A 15,417-nucleotide genomic window follows, 5' to 3' on the forward strand; every position below is an offset into this window, starting at 1 on the left:
TTACGGTCCGGACCGTTATTGTCAATCCATCACGGATGACGATCACGTAACGGAGGGCGCCAGATGCGGATCCTGCTCATCGGAGGAGGCGGTGTCGTCGGCACCGCCCTGGCCATGCGCATGCGGGACCGCCACGAGGTGACGATCCTCGACGTCCGCCACGTCACCCTGCCCGGGGTGAGTAGCGTGGTCGGGGACGCGAACGAGCACGAGTCTCTCGAGGACCTCGTGCCGGCGGCAGATGCCGTAGTCCACCTCGCCGCGATCGTCCCGCGCGGGGCTGAGGCGGCGCGCCAGATCGATGCGGCAGTACGTCTGAACGTGGGCAGCGTGATCCAGGCCCTGACCCTGAGCGTGCGGGAAAGGGTGCCGTCGTTCGTGCACATCAGCTCACTGTCGGTCTTCCAGGAGTTCGGCCGGCACCCGATCCGCGCCGGTGCGGTGCCGGATGCGATCGCCCCGTACGGGCTCAGCAAACGGCTCGCCGAGCAGGCGTGCGCAGCGCTGGCCGCCGAGCCGACCACCGTGACCTCGCTGCGGTTGGCGTTCCCCGCTCAGGCCGGCGACTGGCCGCGGTGGCGTTCGCCGTCGGCACCCGAGGTGTCCGGGCCCCGGACGCTGCGCCTGGCCGACCGCACGCCGTATCCGGCGCTCCACCCCGACGACCTCACCGATGCGGTCGAGCGAACCCTGACCCGGCGGGGCGAGTACGCGGCCATCGCGCTGGCCGCCGACCCGCGGACCATCGACGACGACACGGCGCTGCGGCTCCTCGGGTGGTCGGCACAGACCGGGCGCGGTTCCGTCGACTGCGTGCGGTAGACGCCGCAGCGAGCCGGGGTGGTCAGCGCGTCGGGACAGCGCTCAGTGTGATCGCCTCGGCCAGCAGATCCACCACCGCCCGGGTCTGCTCCCACGGCACTGGCGACGGCGCAGCCTCGTCGACCATGGCCACGAATCGCTGCGTCGTGGCCCGGTAACCCAACGGGTCGGTCGTGCCGGCGGGCAGGTGCACGCGGCGCGGACCGTCGACCGTCTCGACGTCGATCTCGTATCCCTCGTGCTCGGTGACCCCGACGATGGAGATCGTCCCGAGGATGCCGCCCTCCCAGCGGATCGTCAGGGTGCCTGTGTCGCCGCTGACCAGGCCCTGGTGCCACCGGGTGGACATCGTGCTCGAGACCACGTGCGCGTGCGGGCCGAGCAGCGAGACGAGCAGCTCGACCCCGTGCAGCCCCATCGTCCCGATCAGGCCTCCGCCGACGGTCGGATCGTCCTGCCAGGGTGTCGAGCCGCGCGTCCAGCGCCCGACGTCGTGCCGCACAGTCACGTGGGCCGAGAGCACACGCTGGAGGTCGAGCTCGCCCCGAAGTGCCTCGACCTCGGCCGCGAACCTCAGCACCGAGCTGGTGAACAGGCGTTGGGCGGAACTCGTCCATATGGGCTCCAGCGCGTCGCGCTGGGCCCCGGTGACGGCGACCGGCTTGTTCACGAATGCCGGCACCTCCCGCCGGGTCACCTGGGCGAGCACCTGCGCCACCTGGTGCGGGCGGACTGTGACGATGGCGCCCGCTGCCTGCGCGAGCGCATCCTCGACCCGGGTGTGGGCCCGGTGGCCGGGAAACCGGTCCTCGAACATGGCCAGACGTTCGCCGTCGGGCTCCCAGACATCGAAGACCGTTCCGGGGTGCAGATCCAGCAGCGTGGCCGCATCGGAGTACGGATGACTCGTGGCTAACCCGAGGAGCGCGATCGGTGCTCGAGACATGATCGGCAGTCTTCCACACCCCCTTCCGCCCGGCTCTTGGCGGGTCACCTCGCGCGAGGTGAATCTTCAGTGGGACTGGACCGGACGCCGTCGGGGGCTGGGAGCAGTTCTGCTGGCAGCGATCGGCCGTGCGGCGTGCCCGGCGGGCTCGCATACGATGGAGGGTGCATCGGTGCCGCCTGGCACCGATCGGACCGACCCGACCGGGAGTGTGCGTGCCTGCGATCCTCGACAAGATCCTGCGGATGGGCGAGGGCAAGATCCTCAAGAAGCTGCACGGTCTCACCGCTCAGGTCAACGCGCTCGAAGACTCGGTGGCCGACCTCACCGACGACGAACTGCGCGCCGAGACCGAGGCGTTCAAGGCACGTGTGGCCGAGGGGGAGTCCTTGGACGCGCTCCTGCCCGAAGCCTTCGCGGTGGTGCGCGAGGCCGCGACGCGCACCCTCGGGCAGCGCCACTTCGACGTCCAGATCATGGGTGGCGCGGCGCTGCACCTGGGCAACATCGCTGAGATGAAGACCGGTGAGGGCAAGACCCTGGTGGCGACCCTGCCGGCGTATCTGAACGCACTCTCCGGCAAGGGCGTGCACATCGTCACGGTGAACGACTACCTCGCCAAGTACCAGAGTGAGCTGATGGGCCGAGTGTTCCGCTTCCTCGGCCTGACCACCGGGGTGATCCTCTCCGGGCAGAAGCCTGCCGAACGGCGCGAGATGTACGCCGCCGACATCACCTACGGCACGAACAATGAGTTCGGCTTCGACTTCCTGCGCGACAACATGGCCTGGGCCACGGACGAGCTGGTCCAGCGCGGGCACAACATGACCATCGTGGACGAGGTGGACTCGATCCTCATCGATGAGGCCCGGACCCCGCTGATCATTTCCGGCCCCGCCTCCGGCGACGTGAACAAGTGGTACGTGGAGTTCGCCCGCCTGGTGCGCACGATGAACGCCGAGACCGACTACGAGGTGGACGAGAAGAAGCGCACCATCGGCGTGCTCGAACCGGGGATCGAGAAGGTCGAGGACCACCTCGGTATCGACAACCTGTACGAGTCGCTGAACACCCCGCTGATCGGGTTCCTGAACAATGCGGTCAAGGCCAAGGAGCTGTTCACCCGCGACAAGGACTACGTGGTGACCAACGGTGAGCTGCTCATCGTGGACCAGCACACCGGCCGCATCCTGCCCGGACGGCGCTTCAACGAGGGCATGCACCAGGCCCTCGAGGCAAAGGAAGGGGTGACGATCAGAGCCGAGAACCAGACGCTGGCCACGATCACCCTGCAGAACTACTTCCGCCGCTACGACAAACTCTCCGGGATGACCGGTACCGCGATGACCGAGGCCGCGGAGTTCCAGGGCACCTACGAGGTGGGTGTGGTGCCGATCCCGCCGAACAAACCGATGGCCCGGATCGACCAGTCCGACTTCGTGTACAAGACGGAGCTGGCCAAGTTCGAGGCCGTCGTCGAGGACGTCGTGGAGCGGCACGCCGCCGGACAGCCCGTGCTCGTGGGAACCACGAGCGTGGAGAAGTCCGAGCTGCTGTCGAAGATGCTGAAGAAGAAGCGCGTCCCGCACGAGGTGCTGAACGCCAAGCAGCACGACCGTGAGGCGTCCATCGTCGCGATGGCGGGCCGCAAGGGCGCGGTCACGGTGGCCACCAACATGGCCGGCCGCGGGACCGACATCATGCTCGGCGGTAACGCCGAGCACATCGCGATCGAGGCGCTCGCGAAGCAGGGGCTCGATCCGCACGAGGCGCCGGAAGAGTACGAGGAGGCGTGGCCCAAGGCTCTTGAGGAGGCGCAGGCCTCCGTCGCGGCCGAGCACGACGAGGTCACCGAGCTCGGTGGCCTGTACGTGCTGGGCACCGAGCGGCACGAGTCCCGCCGGATCGACAACCAGCTGCGGGGCCGGTCCGGACGTCAGGGCGACCCGGGGGAGTCCCGCTTCTACCTCTCCCTCGAGGACGACCTGATGCGGATGTTCAACTCCGCGATGGCCGAGCGGTTCATGGGCTCGTCGTTCCCGGACGACGTGCCGCTGGAGTCGAAGATGGTCAGCCGGGGCATCGAGAGCGCTCAGGGACAGGTGGAGCGACGCAACCAGGAGATCCGGAAGAACGTCCTCAAGTACGACGACGTCCTGTCCCGTCAGCGTGAAGTGGTCTACAGCACCCGGCACGAGCTGCTCTCCGGTGGCGACCTGCACGAGCAGGTCGCGGGATTCGTGGAGGACGTGATCACCGGTGTGGTCACCGAGGCGACCTCCGGTCCGCACCCGGAACAGTGGGACCTGGACCAGCTCTGGACGGACCTGCGCACCATCTACCCGGTCTCGATCACTCCCGAGGAAGTGATCGAGGAGGCCGGTCACGCGACCCGGCTGACCACCGAGCAGCTCGTCACCGAGCTGGTCTCGGACGCGAAGGTGGCGTACGCCGCCCGCGAGGAGGAGCTCACCAGCGAAATCCTGCGGCAGGTGGAGCGTCGCGTGGTGCTCTCCGTGCTGGACCGGAAGTGGCGCGAGCACCTCTACGAGATGGACTACCTCAAGGAGGGCATCGGCCTGCGAGCCATGGCTCAGCGCGACCCGCTGGTGGAGTACCAGCGCGAGGGGTACCAGCTGTTCCAGGCGATGAACGAGTCGATCAAGGAAGAAGTGGTCGGCTACCTGTTCAACCTTGAGGTGAAGAAGAAGGACGACGCCGAGCAGGCCGAGGGTGCCTCCGCGCAGGTCCCGGCGGTAGCCCCCGACGGCGGAGCCTCCCAGGGAGGGGCCGCCGGCCGGCAGCAGGGTTCCGGTGGGCGCCGCGCCGCACCCAAGTCCGTGCCGCAGGCTCCGGCCGCTCAGGCGGAGGATCCGCTCGGGCTCGGTGCTCCGCAACGCGCCACCGCCCTGCAGTACTCGGCACCCAGCACGGACGGGGACGGGGGCACCACGGTTCGTGGTGCGAACGCTCCGGCCTCCGACAGGGGGTCGGCCTCGGGTGGCTCTGGAGGGGGCGCGAACCGTGAGGCGCGCCGTCGCGCAGCAAAGGCGGCCAAGAAGCGCCGAGGCTAGCCGATCCGAACCGCCGTGGCCCGCCACCGGCCGCGGTGGTCCTCCAGGCGCACGGCGGCGGCCCGCACGCGTGTCCCGTCGTCGAGCACCACCGAGCACTCCCAGACGCCGTCCGTCACCTCGCACGGGTGTACCCGCCGGACAGCGACCGCACGGGGCCGGCGGGGACGCCCGGCGATCTGCACACCGAGCGTGGCTCGGCGGTTCAGTGCAGTCCACACGGCCGGGTCGAGCCAACGGCTGAGCTGAGCGGCCGGTCGCATCCCGAGCAGGGTTTCGGCACTCGCGCGGACGATGACTCCTGCCCACTCGGCAGGATCGGGTCGCTCGGCCGTGCGACCGTTCGACCAGACCAGGCGTGGTGCGTGGTCCTCCTCGGCGACCCCTGGTGGTGTCTCGGCGGCGCAGGCATCGAAGCGCAGCCGGTCCCAGCGATCCTGCGGTGCGGCCGGGACCGGCCGTGGTGCGGCGGCCGGGTAGTCGAGGGCGGGGGCGGTACTCATTGGTCGACCTCCTCGGGGGTGGGGGCGTGCAGCTGCGTGCCCGGCTGGATCAGGTGCGGATCAGTGCCGATCGCGTCGGCGTTGGCCGCGTACCACCGCGGCCAGGTCTCGGCGATCTGGATGTCGGAAGCGTCGTCGGGAAGGTGCGCGGCAGCGATCGACCAGAGCGAGTCCCCAGGCAGAACCTCATAGGGGCTGTCCTGGTCCCGGGGTGGGTCCGGCTCGTCGTCGGCGGGGGACTGGCGGTGCGGTGCCTCCCGCCCGGACGGTGAACTGGTCCCGTCTGACCCGCCTTCCCGGTTCGCCCCCTCCGCGTCGCTCGCCGGAGCGGCGCCCCAGCCAAGGTCGTCCGGCGGGACGGCGCGGGCGGGTGCGGCAGCGGCCGTGACCGGGTCGGGTGCTGGGGCGGCGGCCTGGGCGGGAGCGGCGAAGAACCCCGCGGCGAGCACCGCCGAGGTGCCGGCACTGACCAGCCGGGCCATTCCGGGCGCGCCGCGGCGGCTGATCGCGCGTTCTCCCGCAGCCCAGAGGCCCCCAGCGTGGCGCACGAGCACGCAGACCACACCGACGAGCGCGCTGATCGCATACCAGCAGGCCACGAGGGCGCCCACCGCCGCCGCGGCCGCGGTGAGCAGATCGTCGATGCGGACCGCCTCCGGCGGAGTCGCGAACTCAGTGATGGCGACGACCCCGAGCGCCAGCGTGATCGCTCCCGAACCGGCCGCTGTGCAGGCTCCGATCGCCAGCCGACTCCCTGTACTCATCGCGGGTACCCCTTTGATCGATCCTTCGTGCATCGTGTCAGATCATGTCAGTTCGTGTCGATACGTGACTATGAATGCATATAGGTGTACATGGTGTGCGGGTGGGATGTCGAGTGGTGGTCTCTGTTGTGGACAGCCGTACGCTGGTCAGATGCGCTGGGACGATGTCTTCTCCGACCTGCAGGCGGAGTTCGACGAGGCACTGCGCAGCGAGGACGAGGCGGAGATCGCCGAGCTGGTTCGTGCCGAGGTGGCAGGCATTTCCCTGGCTGACCGCTGCCGTGCGCGCCGCGGTCAGGAGCTCACGGTGCGCCTGTGTGACGGCAGCGACCGCAGCGGCCTCGTCCTCGAGGCGAATCGCGCGTGGCTGTTGCTCGGTGCCGGCGAGCGCCGCGTGCTGGTGCCGATCGATGCGGTCGTGCTCGCCTGGCCGCTCGCGTCGGCGGCTCCCGAGCCTGGCGTGGTGGAGGCCAGGGCGGGGCTGGGGCGCGCTCTACGGGCCCTCGCGCAGAACGGGACCGAGGTCCTGGTGCGGACCGTCGCAGGTGACCATCGCGGCCGACTTGCCAGGGTCGGTGCCGATCACTGTGACGTGATCACGTCACAGGCGGTGATCAGTGTGGCCTGGGCCGGGCTGCTCAGCGTGGAGTCGCACTGACCGAGTGCACCGCAGTTACTGGTCGGGCTCCCCGGTGTGCAGCCGCTCCGCTGTGCGCGCGTACATCCGCTCGATATAGGCCTCGAGCTCGGAATTCTCCACGCGCCAGACGCCCTTGCCGCCGATCTGGATGCCGCGGAGCTCGCCGGTGCGCACCAGGGCGCGTGCCTGCGACATGGTGATCTGCAGGATCTCGGTGACGTCCGCGAGTGAGAGGAACCGCTGCTCCATGCTCCTAGTCTGACACTGAATCGACGAGACGTCGGCGGACGCGTCCCTGCCTGTGGACAACCGGCTCCTCGTCAGCACGGATCGGCGCACTTTGGCAGCATGGGGTCGTTCGTCGACACAGGGGGAGTCTGAGATGACCGCAAGCGCAGCGTCACGTATCCGCCGGCCGAGCTGGCGCGATCCACGTCTCGGGGTCGGCGTGCTCCTGGTCGCAGGCTCCGTCGCTCTCGGTTCGTGGGTGGTCTCCGAGGCAAATCGGACCGTCGAGGCCTACGCGGCGCCGGAGGTGCTCACCCCCGGGGACGCGGTTCCGGTCGAGGAACTGGAGATCGTCTCGGTGACCGTGCCCGAGGTGGACAGCACCTACCTGACGCCGCAGAGCCCACTGGAGGCCGGCGCCGTCGTCGTACGGACGATCCAGCCTGGTGAGCTGGTTCCGCTCGCCTCCGTGGGATCCGCGGCTGACGTCGACGTGCGGACCGTCACGGTGCCGATCGGGTCAGCGCTCGCCGAAGGGATCGGGGCAGGGTCACGGGTCGATCTGTGGGTCGGTCCCGGAGACGACGCGGGCGAACCCGAGCTGCTGGTCAGCGGCGCAGAGATCGCGGCCGTGCACGAGGACACGTCGTTGTTCTCCGGCCCGGGCACCATGCAGGCGCACCTGCTGGTGCCGATCGATGCGTTACCGGTGGTGCTGGCAGCGATCGGCGCGGAGTCCGCGATCACGGTGGTGCCCATCCCGGGGAGCGGGCCCGCATGACGTCGGGTGTGCTCCTGGCCCTCTCCGGCGCCGTGGAAGAGGAGCTCGTCGCGCGCATCGCACGCCGCCCGGATCTCCAGGTGGTGCGCCGCTGTGCTGATACGGCCGAGCTGGTCGCCGCCGCAGTGGCTGGACTCGGCCGCGTCGCCGTGCTCGACGACGAGGACGCCATCGACCGTCGCATGCTGGCGCGGCTGAGGTCGGCCGGCGTGGCGGCCCTGGTGCTGTGCGAGAGCGCGGACTGCGATCGATACTCCGAGCTCGGGGCGATGGCCGTCCCGCACGGGGTGGACCCGCTGCCCGCGATCGAAGCGCTGGCCGGAGGTGCGACGAACGCGCCGGTCCCGGACGAGATTCCCGAGCCCGTCACGGACCCTGGTGAGGTGAGCCCTCCGGCGTTGTCGGCCGACCCCCGCGTGGTCGCGGTGACGGGGGCGCCGGGCGCCCCCGGGCGCACCAGCATGGCCATTGCCCTCGCGGACGAGCTGGCCGCCACCGGTGCCTCAACGGTTCTCATCGATGCCGATCTGTGGGGCGGGTCGATCGCGCAGACGCTCGGGCTGATGGCGGACTCGGCCGGGCTCTCCGCGGCGATCCGTGCTGCCGACCGTGGCAGCCTCGACGATGCGGCCCTGGACCGGCTCCTGCTGACCCTCCCGGATGGTCTGCGGGTGCTGACCGGGTTGGCGCGAGCGGCACGCTGGCGGGAGGTCGGTCCGGACAGCATGGAGGTGCTGCTCGAGCGCGCCCGGAAACGAGCCGCCTGGGTGGTAGTCGAGGTACCGGTCCTGGTGCCCGATGATGAAGGGCTCGAGCTCGGTCCCGGACGCAACGCGGTGGCGCACAGCGTGCTGGCTGCTGCGCAGGACGTGCTCGTCGTCGGAGCCGCCGAGCCGATCGGCATCCAGCGGCTCGTGCAGACCCTGCTCGACCTGCAGGACGTCCCGGGGATCGAGTCCCGCAGGACCATCGTGAACCGGCTACGGCTCTCGGCGGCAGGGCCGCAGCCCGACCTCTCCGTCCGCGAGGCGCTCGGGCGGTTCGCGGGGGTACCGGACCCGATCCTGGTACCCGACGACCGTGCGCTCGCCGACCGTGCCGTGCTCACCGGGACCACCTGGCGCAAGGCGGGGCCGCTCTCTCCGGCGCGTACCGCCGTCCGGGATCTGGCGCGCATGCTGCTGGCCGAGGCGGGTCAGGCGGAGGTGACCGGACGCCGTCGGGAGCGATGGCGTACCGGGCGGCGGGGTCGCCGCCGTGGTGGAGAACGTAGGGCAGACTGAGGCCATGCGCGTCTACCTGCCCGCCACTGTGCCCGCACTGGCCGACTCTCGCGGCCTCTCTGCCCGTGCCGGCCGTGCGGTGACGCCAGGATTGCGGACCGCCCTCGGAGCCGAAGCCGACGAGGAGATGGCCGAGTACGCCGCACTCGTGCTCGCGGCCGAGGACTCGCTGGCCCTTCTTGCCGGCTCGGACGCCCCGCGCAGGGTGGTGGTCGCGGCTGACGTCGCCGACTCGGTGGTGCGGGTCGACGACGCCGAGCTGGCACGGGTGCATGTCGCCGAGGTGCCCGTCACGGACATGGTGAGCTTTCACGTCGACGCGGCCGACGAGAGTGTGCGCGCCCTCGTCGCCCGGGCCGTCGGCGGTGACCAGCAGGCAACGGCCGACCTCGGTGACGAAGACCTGCTCTGGTATGACATCAGCGAGCGCGAGGCGTTGGTCGCCGAGGGGTGAGGCGGCCTCAGTGCCGCTGCAGTTGGGTGAGGACCGTCTCGTGCAGGTGCCCGTTCGTGGCCACAGCGTTCCCGCCGAACGGGCCGTCCGCGCCGTCGAGCGAGGTGAAGCGGCCACCCGCCTCGGTGACGATCGGCACCAGGGCGGCCATGTCGTAGAGCTCGAGCTCGGGCTCACAGGCGATGTCCACCGCGCCCTCGGCCACCAGCATGTAGGACCAGAAGTCGCCGTAGGCGCGTGAGCGCCACACGCTCGCCTCGAGCACGAGGAACTCGTCCAGGAGGTCCTGCTCCTCCCAGCCCGCCAGGCTGGAGTAGGACAGGGACGCATCGTTGATGTCACGCACGCCGGAGGCCTGGATTCGTGTGGCTGTGGAGAGGGACCGGCCTGTCCAGGCACCCGAGCCGGATGCCGCCCACCAGCGGCGGTTCAGCGCGGGGGCGCTCACCACGCCGAGTACCGGCTGCCCGTCGGCGATGAGCGAGATGAGCGTGGCCCACACCGGCACGCCGCGGACGAAGTTCTTGGTGCCGTCGATCGGGTCGATGACCCACTGCCGTGGCCCGTGCCCGGTGGTGCCGAACTCTTCGCCGAGAACCGCGTCGCGCGGGCGGGCCCGGGAGAGCTGGGAGCGCACGATCTCTTCGGCGGAGCGGTCGGCGTCGGTGACCGGCGTGGTGTCCGGCTTGGTCTCCACGGCGAGGTCCAGGGCCTTGAAGCGGGACATCGTCTGGGCGTCCACCTGGTCGGCGATCACGTGCGCCAGCCGGAGGTCGTCGTCGTATCGCGGCGCGTCAGAAGTGGTGGCCATGGCCGCAACGTATCGCGCCGAGCCGGTCGAGCGGTGCAGGCAGGGCCTGAGGGGGTTGTGTCCCGACTGATCAAGTGATGTGATGACTTGATCATTGACTGATCTGCCTGTCCTGGCAAAGGAGCCACCATGAGACCCGCTCGCCTTCTCGCCGGCGCGACCGCCGGCGCCACCGCCCTGGTCATGCTCGGCGCCGCCCCGTCCGTGGCCGGCAACGACCGACCGTCCGAGCGCTGTGATCTGCTCGATGCGGAGCTCTCCACCTCCGCGCAGGTGCACGATGAACTCACCGACCGGTTTGTCGACTATGGCGACTCCGGGCAGGGATGGACCGGTGGCGACTCCACGTACTCCATCCCGATGTCGGACGGCCGCACGGTGTGGGTCTTCTCGGACACCTTCCTCGGCCCGGTGAACGACGACGGCACGCGCCCACTGGAGACCCCGTTCCTCAACAACAGCTTCGTGGTGACCGACGGCGACGACACGAGCACGGTCACCGGCGGGACGGCTGCTGAACCGACGTCGCTGATCGAGCCGCCTGAGGACGGCGGCTGGTACTGGGTCGGCGACGGTGTCCAGGCCTCGGACGGCACCGTCCAGCTGACCGCTCTGCAGTTCTGGTACGGCGGCGGGGGATCATTCGACTTCGGCTGGGAGAGCAACCACCTCGCCCGCTTCGACCCCGACACCCTCGAGCTGCTCTCGCTCACCGATCTCCCCTCGGCCTCCGGGGTGCAGTGGGCGAGCTGGATCGAGCCGGCCGGGCGCTACACCTACATCTACGGGGTCGATGACGGCGGAGCGGAGAAGTTCCTCCACGTCGCCCGGGTCCGGGGTACTGATCTCACCGGTCGCTGGCAGTTCTGGGCCGGGAACCGGTGGAGCTGGGACGAGACGCACACGGTGCCCCTGATGGACGGTGTTGCGAACGAGTACAGCGTCTCCGCGCTCGCCGATGGCTACCTGCTGATCACCCAGGACACCCACGAGCTGTTCAGCCGCAACGTCGAGGCCTATGTCGCGTGCTCACCGACCGGCCCGTTCCGCTCGATCGGCACCGTGTACGAGATCCCGGAGGTGGGCGCCGGTGGGAGCTATGCGAACCCGAACGTCTTTGCCTACAACGCCCATGAGCATCCCGAGCTGCGCGAGGTGACCGAGGACGGCCTCACCACGGTGCTTACGTACAACGTGAACAGCTTCGACTCGAGCGAGCTGTATGAGGACGTCACGATCTACCGGCCGCGATTCGTCGAGCTGGCGCTCACCTTCGAGTGAGGGTTGCACGCGATGAGATCAAGTGATTAGATCACTCTATGTCTTCCGTTCCATCGTTGCGTCGCAACCTCTCCGGTGATCTCGCCCAGGCCGTGGTGGCGCTGGTGGAGCAGGAGGGGTTGCGGCCCGGCGATCCGTTGGAGTCGCTGAAGGCGCTCGCTGCACGCTTCGATGTCGCGGTGCCGACGATGCGGGAGGCGTTGCGCCGCCTAGAGGGGCTGGGGCTCGTCGATTTCCGGCACGGGTCCGGGATCTACGTCGGGATCAATGCCGGGCGTCGGGTCTTGGCCAACCCGGTGCAGTCCCGTCCGGATGCGGATCAGCTGGTCGAGCTGCTCGAGGCGCGCCGGCAGATCGAGCCGTCTCTTGCCATGCTCGCTGCTCAGGTGCGTGACGAGGCCGGGATCGCCCTGATGGAGGAGTCCCTGGCCAGTGCGCAGGAGCAGATCGCCTCAGGTGACGACGCCCTGTGGCTGACCAACCTCGACTTCCACCGCGCGGTGGCCGCTGCCGGTGGAAACAGTGTGCTGGTGGAGGTGCTCGACTCGATCGTGCTCGTGCACGCCGAGGACCAGCGCGAGATCCTCCGGCTACACGGCGATGCCAGCGCCGACTATGCCGAGCACGCCCGTATCGCCGAGTGCGTGCGCCGCGGCGACCCTCAGGCCGCGCGGGACGCGGCCTACACCCACCTCGACCACGTGGTCGAGGTGATCCGGGCTCGGCGCGGCTGAGTCCACTCCACCCCAGACCGGCGACCGTGACAGCCGGCCCGTCCACACACGAAGAGGTGTCCGTGATGAGAAGTACCCCGATAGCTGCGCTCGCTGTCTTGACGAGCGCTGCGCTGGCGTTGGCAGCCTGTTCCGGAGGCTCCGATGGCAATGGCAACGACAATGGCAACGGATCCGCAGACGGCGGTGACACCAGCGAGGTCACCCTCGACTTCTTCACCGACAAGGCCGCCTGGGAACCCTCCTTCGACGACATGAACGCTGCTTCTGACGGGGTGGCGCCGCAGCTGTCGTTCACGGGGTACTCCGACCCCACCGCCTACGACGCCTTCATCAAGCAGTCCTTCCGTACGAACGAACGGCCCGACCTGTTCACCTGGCACACCGGCGACCGGCTCGGTGAGTTGGTCGAGCAGGGTCTGGTGGCCGAGACCACCGAGATCTGGGACCAGGCGATCGCGGACGGCTTCGTCACCGAGGAGCTCGCGCAGAGCTACACCTACGACGGCAAGCAGTACTGCGTGCCGCTGCACGTCGTGTACTGGGTGATGTATTACAACACCGAGATCTTCGCCGAGCACGACCTCGAGGTGCCCACCACTTGGGAGGAGTTCACCGCCGTCGCCGACGCGCTGGTCGAGGCCGGCGTGGTGCCGCTGCACCAGATGAACATCATCTTCGAGTTCGTCTGGTTCCAGGCGATCCTCGCCGGCTCAGACCTGGAGGCCTACCACGGGCTCTCCGACGGCAGCGTGAGCTACACCGATCCGCCGGTGGTCGAGGCGATGGACACCTGGCACCAGATGCAGTCCGACGGCTACTTCATCGACCCGGGCGTGACGACCGACCCGCAGACCCTGCTGCAGACCGGGGAGACGGCGATGGCCTACTTCGGCACGTTCTTCACCGGTCAGCTCACCGACCTGGGCATGGCCTCCGGTGAGGACTACGGCATGTTCGTCCTTCCCAGCGTGAACCCAGAGATGTCCGAGACCCCGGTCGCGGTGGAGACCGGCCCCCTGTGCGTGGGGACCGACAGTGAGAACCAGCAGGCGGCCCTGGACTACAGCGCCTGGTGGATGGGCACCGAGGCACAGTCCGCGTGGAGCGAGTCCCGCGGCGACGTCTCCTTCAACCCGAACGCCACCGTCACCGACGAAGCGCTCGCCGAGATCACCGCGCAGGTCACCGGGGAGGGGCACGTCCAGTACGGCCGCTACCTCGAGGCCACCCCGAACACGATCTACACGGTGGCCGCGGAAGAGTTCGGCGCCTTCGTCACCAACAACGACGATCCGATGGGGCACCTGGAGGCGATCCAGGCGGAGGCAGATGCCTATTGGGCCGAGCAGTGACCCAGCCCACCCCACGGCAGGCCGATCTGCTGCCGGCGGCGCGGCGGACCCGGAACCAGTACTGGCTCTCCAGCGCCGGCTTCGTGGCCCCGGCCGTGCTGCTGGTGGCGGTCGTCCTCTACCTGCCCTTCATCTGGACCACCTGGATCAGTTTCACCGAGTACAACGGGCTCGGTGACCCGGCATGGGTGGGGCTGGCGAACTATCGGGAGATGTTCGCCGACCCCGAGTTCCTCACCTCGATCCGGAACACCCTGTTCTGGGTAGTCGGCACGATCGCCCTCCCGGTGGGCCTCGGGCTGCTCATCGCCACGCTGAGTCATGGCATGCCGAACGCGACGCTCTTCCGGCTGCCGTTCCTCATCCCGTATGCGGTCTCGGGTGTGGCCGTCGGGGTGATCTGGTCGTTCGTGCTGCAGACGAACGGGGCCCTCAGCCAGGCGCTCGAGGTGCTGGGACTACCGGGCTCGGAGCTGCGCTGGTTGCTGGACGACCCGCTGAACACCTTTGTGATGATCGGCGCCGCCACCTGGCAGGGCGCCGGGGTGAACGCTCTACTGTTCGGGATCGGCCTGCAGTCCATCCCGAAGGAGCCGATCGAGGCCGCCCGGGTGGACGGTGCGAGCGGGTTCACCCTGTTCCGCACGATGACCTGGCCGATGCTCGCACCGCTGACCACGGTGGTGGTCGGCCTGGCGATCGTGGGCAGCCTGAAGACCTTCGATGTGATCTGGGGGATGACCAAGGGAGGCCCGGGCCGGGTCTCGGAGACGCTCGCGCTGACGATGTTCAAGGAGACGTTCGTGAACAACGCCTACGGTCTCGGGGCAGCTGTTGCCCTCTTCCTCACCGTGGTCACGGTGCTTGCCTCGGTCCTCTACCTGCGCCGTCAGCTTGCTGACTCGCGGTCGATCTGAGGAGGCGGGAATGCTCATCCGACGGATCGTGCTCGGCACCCTCGGTGTGCTCTGGCTGGTGCCGGTCTACCTGCTGCTCGCGAACGCTTCCAAGCTCCCGGCCGAGTTCGGGGACTACGGTCTCTGGGAACCGGGCACCCTCGGCGGGCTCTGGGCGAACTTCGCCGAGGCGTGGGACCGCGGCAAGCTCTCCGGTGGCCTGCTCTCCACGACGGTCTACGCCATCGTCAGTCCGTTGATCGCGGTGATCGTCGGTGCGGCGGCCGGATTCTCCATCGTGGCGCTGCGGTTGCGGCACGGGTTCACCTGGTTCGTGGTGATCTTCGCTAGCTCGATCTTCCCGCTGCAGATGATCCTGATGCCGCTCTTCGTCGGCTATGCAGAGACGGGCCTGTTCAACACCCGGGTCGGGATGATCGTGGTGTACACCGTGATCGCGGTGCCGTTCTCCGCGTTCGTGCTGCGCAACTTCTTCACCGGGATCGCCCACCAGGTGTTCGAGGCCGCGGTGGTGGACGGAGCGTCCACCCGGCGGATCTTTGCCCAGATCTACCTGCCGATGGCCCGGCCCGCGCTCATCGCGGTCTTCATCCTGCAGGCCACGTTCATCTGGAACGACCTGCTGCTGGGGCTCACCCTCACCCAGTCCGCTGAGGTGCGCCCGATCGTCACGGCGCTCTCGGCGCTGCAGAGCACCTATGGCGGATCGGCCATGTCGACCGTTCTCGCCGGTGGCCTGCTCGTCTCGCTTCCCACGGTGGTGCTGTTTCTGGCCACCCAACGCGTGTTCACCCGCGGCCTCTCGCTTGGCCAGTTCTAGGAGG

Annotated in this window: 16 protein-coding genes; 11 read left to right on the forward strand and 5 right to left on the reverse strand. The window is 69.1% G+C overall.

The annotated features are described in order from the left end of the window. Positions 1-63 precede the first annotated feature (63 nt). Positions 64-822, forward strand: coding sequence for an NAD-dependent epimerase/dehydratase family protein (locus BLU77_RS20715; protein ID WP_089775307.1), 759 nt, complete (start codon positions 64-66; stop codon positions 820-822). Positions 823-844: 22 nt separating this feature from the next. Here the strand turns inward: BLU77_RS20715 and BLU77_RS20720 are convergent, their stop codons facing one another. Beyond that, entirely contained in the window at positions 845-1,768 is a 924-nt protein-coding gene (locus BLU77_RS20720; protein ID WP_089775309.1) for a Gfo/Idh/MocA family protein, read from the reverse strand. A 215-nt stretch (positions 1,769-1,983) separates the two neighbouring features. Between BLU77_RS20720 and secA the strand changes: the two genes are divergently transcribed. Beyond that, positions 1,984-4,842 (forward strand): preprotein translocase subunit SecA, encoded by a 2,859-nt coding sequence (gene secA, locus BLU77_RS20725; protein ID WP_089776080.1) that lies wholly within the window; start codon positions 1,984-1,986, stop codon positions 4,840-4,842. Here secA and BLU77_RS20730 read toward each other — a convergent pair. Both BLU77_RS20730 and BLU77_RS20735 read right to left on the reverse strand, forming a co-directional pair. Next, on the reverse strand, positions 4,839-5,345 hold the full coding sequence (locus tag BLU77_RS20730) for an Rv3235 family protein (RefSeq protein ID WP_089775311.1): 507 nt from the start codon (positions 5,343-5,345) through the stop codon (positions 4,839-4,841). The genes secA and BLU77_RS20730 overlap by 4 nt on opposite strands. Continuing rightward, entirely contained in the window at positions 5,342-6,109 is a 768-nt protein-coding gene (locus tag BLU77_RS20735) for a LysM peptidoglycan-binding domain-containing protein (protein ID WP_139177875.1), read from the reverse strand. Before BLU77_RS20735 ends, BLU77_RS20730 begins: the two co-directional genes overlap by 4 nt. Before the next feature lie 151 nt (positions 6,110-6,260). Here BLU77_RS20735 and BLU77_RS20740 point away from each other — a divergent pair, with 151 nt between their 5' ends. After that, the gene (locus BLU77_RS20740) at positions 6,261-6,767 is read left to right on the forward strand and encodes a hypothetical protein (RefSeq protein ID WP_089775315.1); all 507 of its coding nucleotides are present in this window, start codon (positions 6,261-6,263) and stop codon (positions 6,765-6,767) included. Between the two features lie 15 nt (positions 6,768-6,782). On the opposite strand, the gene BLU77_RS20745 is transcribed toward BLU77_RS20740, so the two are convergent. Continuing rightward, positions 6,783-6,998, reverse strand: a complete 216-nt coding sequence (locus tag BLU77_RS20745; protein ID WP_089775316.1) for a helix-turn-helix domain-containing protein — start codon at positions 6,996-6,998, stop codon at positions 6,783-6,785. A gap of 133 nt (positions 6,999-7,131) precedes the next feature. Between BLU77_RS20745 and BLU77_RS20750 the strand changes: the two genes are divergently transcribed. The 3 genes from BLU77_RS20750 to BLU77_RS20760 are packed head-to-tail and all read left to right on the forward strand — an operon-like array spanning position 7,132 to position 9,495. Next, the gene (locus BLU77_RS20750; protein ID WP_089775318.1) at positions 7,132-7,758 is read left to right on the forward strand and encodes a hypothetical protein; all 627 of its coding nucleotides are present in this window, start codon (positions 7,132-7,134) and stop codon (positions 7,756-7,758) included. Beyond that, positions 7,755-9,041: a CpaE/TadZ family protein gene (locus BLU77_RS20755; protein ID WP_089775320.1), complete on the forward strand. Its 1,287-nt coding sequence runs from the start codon at positions 7,755-7,757 to the stop codon at positions 9,039-9,041. Before BLU77_RS20750 ends, BLU77_RS20755 begins: the two co-directional genes overlap by 4 nt. Positions 9,042-9,045: 4 nt before the next feature. Then, positions 9,046-9,495: a DUF6912 family protein gene (locus tag BLU77_RS20760; RefSeq protein ID WP_089775322.1), complete on the forward strand. Its 450-nt coding sequence runs from the start codon at positions 9,046-9,048 to the stop codon at positions 9,493-9,495. A 7-nt stretch (positions 9,496-9,502) separates the two neighbouring features. On the opposite strand, the gene hisN is transcribed toward BLU77_RS20760, so the two are convergent. After that, the gene (gene hisN / locus BLU77_RS20765) at positions 9,503-10,306 is read right to left on the reverse strand and encodes a histidinol-phosphatase (RefSeq protein WP_089775324.1); all 804 of its coding nucleotides are present in this window, start codon (positions 10,304-10,306) and stop codon (positions 9,503-9,505) included. Positions 10,307-10,435: 129 nt separating this feature from the next. Here hisN and BLU77_RS20770 point away from each other — a divergent pair, with 129 nt between their 5' ends. The 5 genes from BLU77_RS20770 to BLU77_RS20790 all read left to right on the forward strand — a co-directional run bounded on the left by BLU77_RS20770 (position 10,436) and on the right by BLU77_RS20790 (position 15,413). Beyond that, positions 10,436-11,587 carry a glycoside hydrolase family 183 protein gene (locus BLU77_RS20770; RefSeq protein ID WP_089775326.1) on the forward strand — a complete coding sequence of 384 codons (1,152 nt, stop codon included), beginning with the start codon at positions 10,436-10,438 and terminating at the stop codon, positions 11,585-11,587. Positions 11,588-11,625: 38 nt separating this feature from the next. Further along, complete coding sequence (locus tag BLU77_RS20775; RefSeq protein WP_089775328.1) at positions 11,626-12,321, forward strand: FadR/GntR family transcriptional regulator; 696 nt, start codon at positions 11,626-11,628, stop codon at positions 12,319-12,321. A 65-nt stretch (positions 12,322-12,386) separates the two neighbouring features. Then, a complete protein-coding gene (locus BLU77_RS20780; protein WP_089775330.1) occupies positions 12,387-13,676 on the forward strand; it encodes an ABC transporter substrate-binding protein in 1,290 nt (429 codons plus the stop codon). Then, a complete protein-coding gene (locus BLU77_RS20785; RefSeq protein WP_245708979.1) occupies positions 13,673-14,593 on the forward strand; it encodes a carbohydrate ABC transporter permease in 921 nt (306 codons plus the stop codon). The genes BLU77_RS20780 and BLU77_RS20785 overlap by 4 nt, the downstream gene beginning before the upstream one ends. Before the next feature lie 10 nt (positions 14,594-14,603). Continuing rightward, positions 14,604-15,413: a carbohydrate ABC transporter permease gene (locus tag BLU77_RS20790; RefSeq protein ID WP_089775334.1), complete on the forward strand. Its 810-nt coding sequence runs from the start codon at positions 14,604-14,606 to the stop codon at positions 15,411-15,413. The last annotated feature ends 4 nt before the right edge of the window (positions 15,414-15,417 follow it).

It is taken from the genome of Ruania alba, assembly GCF_900105765.1.
Taxonomy (GTDB): domain Bacteria; phylum Actinomycetota; class Actinomycetes; order Actinomycetales; family Beutenbergiaceae; genus Ruania; species Ruania alba.

Excerpts from the sequence above, each read along its gene's own strand:
- BLU77_RS20715 (WP_089775307.1), top strand. The coding sequence starts at position 64 with ATGCGGATCCTGCTCATCGGAGGAGGCGGTGTCGTCGGCACCGCCCTG.
- BLU77_RS20720 (WP_089775309.1), bottom strand. The coding sequence starts at position 1,768 with ATGTCTCGAGCACCGATCGCGCTCCTCGGGTTAGCCACGAGTCATCCG.
- BLU77_RS20730 (WP_089775311.1), bottom strand. The coding sequence starts at position 5,345 with ATGAGTACCGCCCCCGCCCTCGACTACCCGGCCGCCGCACCACGGCCG.
- BLU77_RS20735 (WP_139177875.1), bottom strand. The coding sequence starts at position 6,109 with ATGAGTACAGGGAGTCGGCTGGCGATCGGAGCCTGCACAGCGGCCGGT.
- BLU77_RS20740 (WP_089775315.1), top strand. The coding sequence starts at position 6,261 with ATGCGCTGGGACGATGTCTTCTCCGACCTGCAGGCGGAGTTCGACGAG.
- BLU77_RS20745 (WP_089775316.1), bottom strand. The coding sequence starts at position 6,998 with ATGGAGCAGCGGTTCCTCTCACTCGCGGACGTCACCGAGATCCTGCAG.
- BLU77_RS20750 (WP_089775318.1), top strand. The coding sequence starts at position 7,132 with ATGACCGCAAGCGCAGCGTCACGTATCCGCCGGCCGAGCTGGCGCGAT.
- BLU77_RS20755 (WP_089775320.1), top strand. The coding sequence starts at position 7,755 with ATGACGTCGGGTGTGCTCCTGGCCCTCTCCGGCGCCGTGGAAGAGGAG.
- BLU77_RS20760 (WP_089775322.1), top strand. The coding sequence starts at position 9,046 with ATGCGCGTCTACCTGCCCGCCACTGTGCCCGCACTGGCCGACTCTCGC.
- hisN (WP_089775324.1), bottom strand. The coding sequence starts at position 10,306 with ATGGCCACCACTTCTGACGCGCCGCGATACGACGACGACCTCCGGCTG.
- BLU77_RS20770 (WP_089775326.1), top strand. The coding sequence starts at position 10,436 with ATGAGACCCGCTCGCCTTCTCGCCGGCGCGACCGCCGGCGCCACCGCC.
- BLU77_RS20775 (WP_089775328.1), top strand. The coding sequence starts at position 11,626 with ATGTCTTCCGTTCCATCGTTGCGTCGCAACCTCTCCGGTGATCTCGCC.
- BLU77_RS20780 (WP_089775330.1), top strand. The coding sequence starts at position 12,387 with ATGAGAAGTACCCCGATAGCTGCGCTCGCTGTCTTGACGAGCGCTGCG.
- BLU77_RS20790 (WP_089775334.1), top strand. The coding sequence starts at position 14,604 with ATGCTCATCCGACGGATCGTGCTCGGCACCCTCGGTGTGCTCTGGCTG.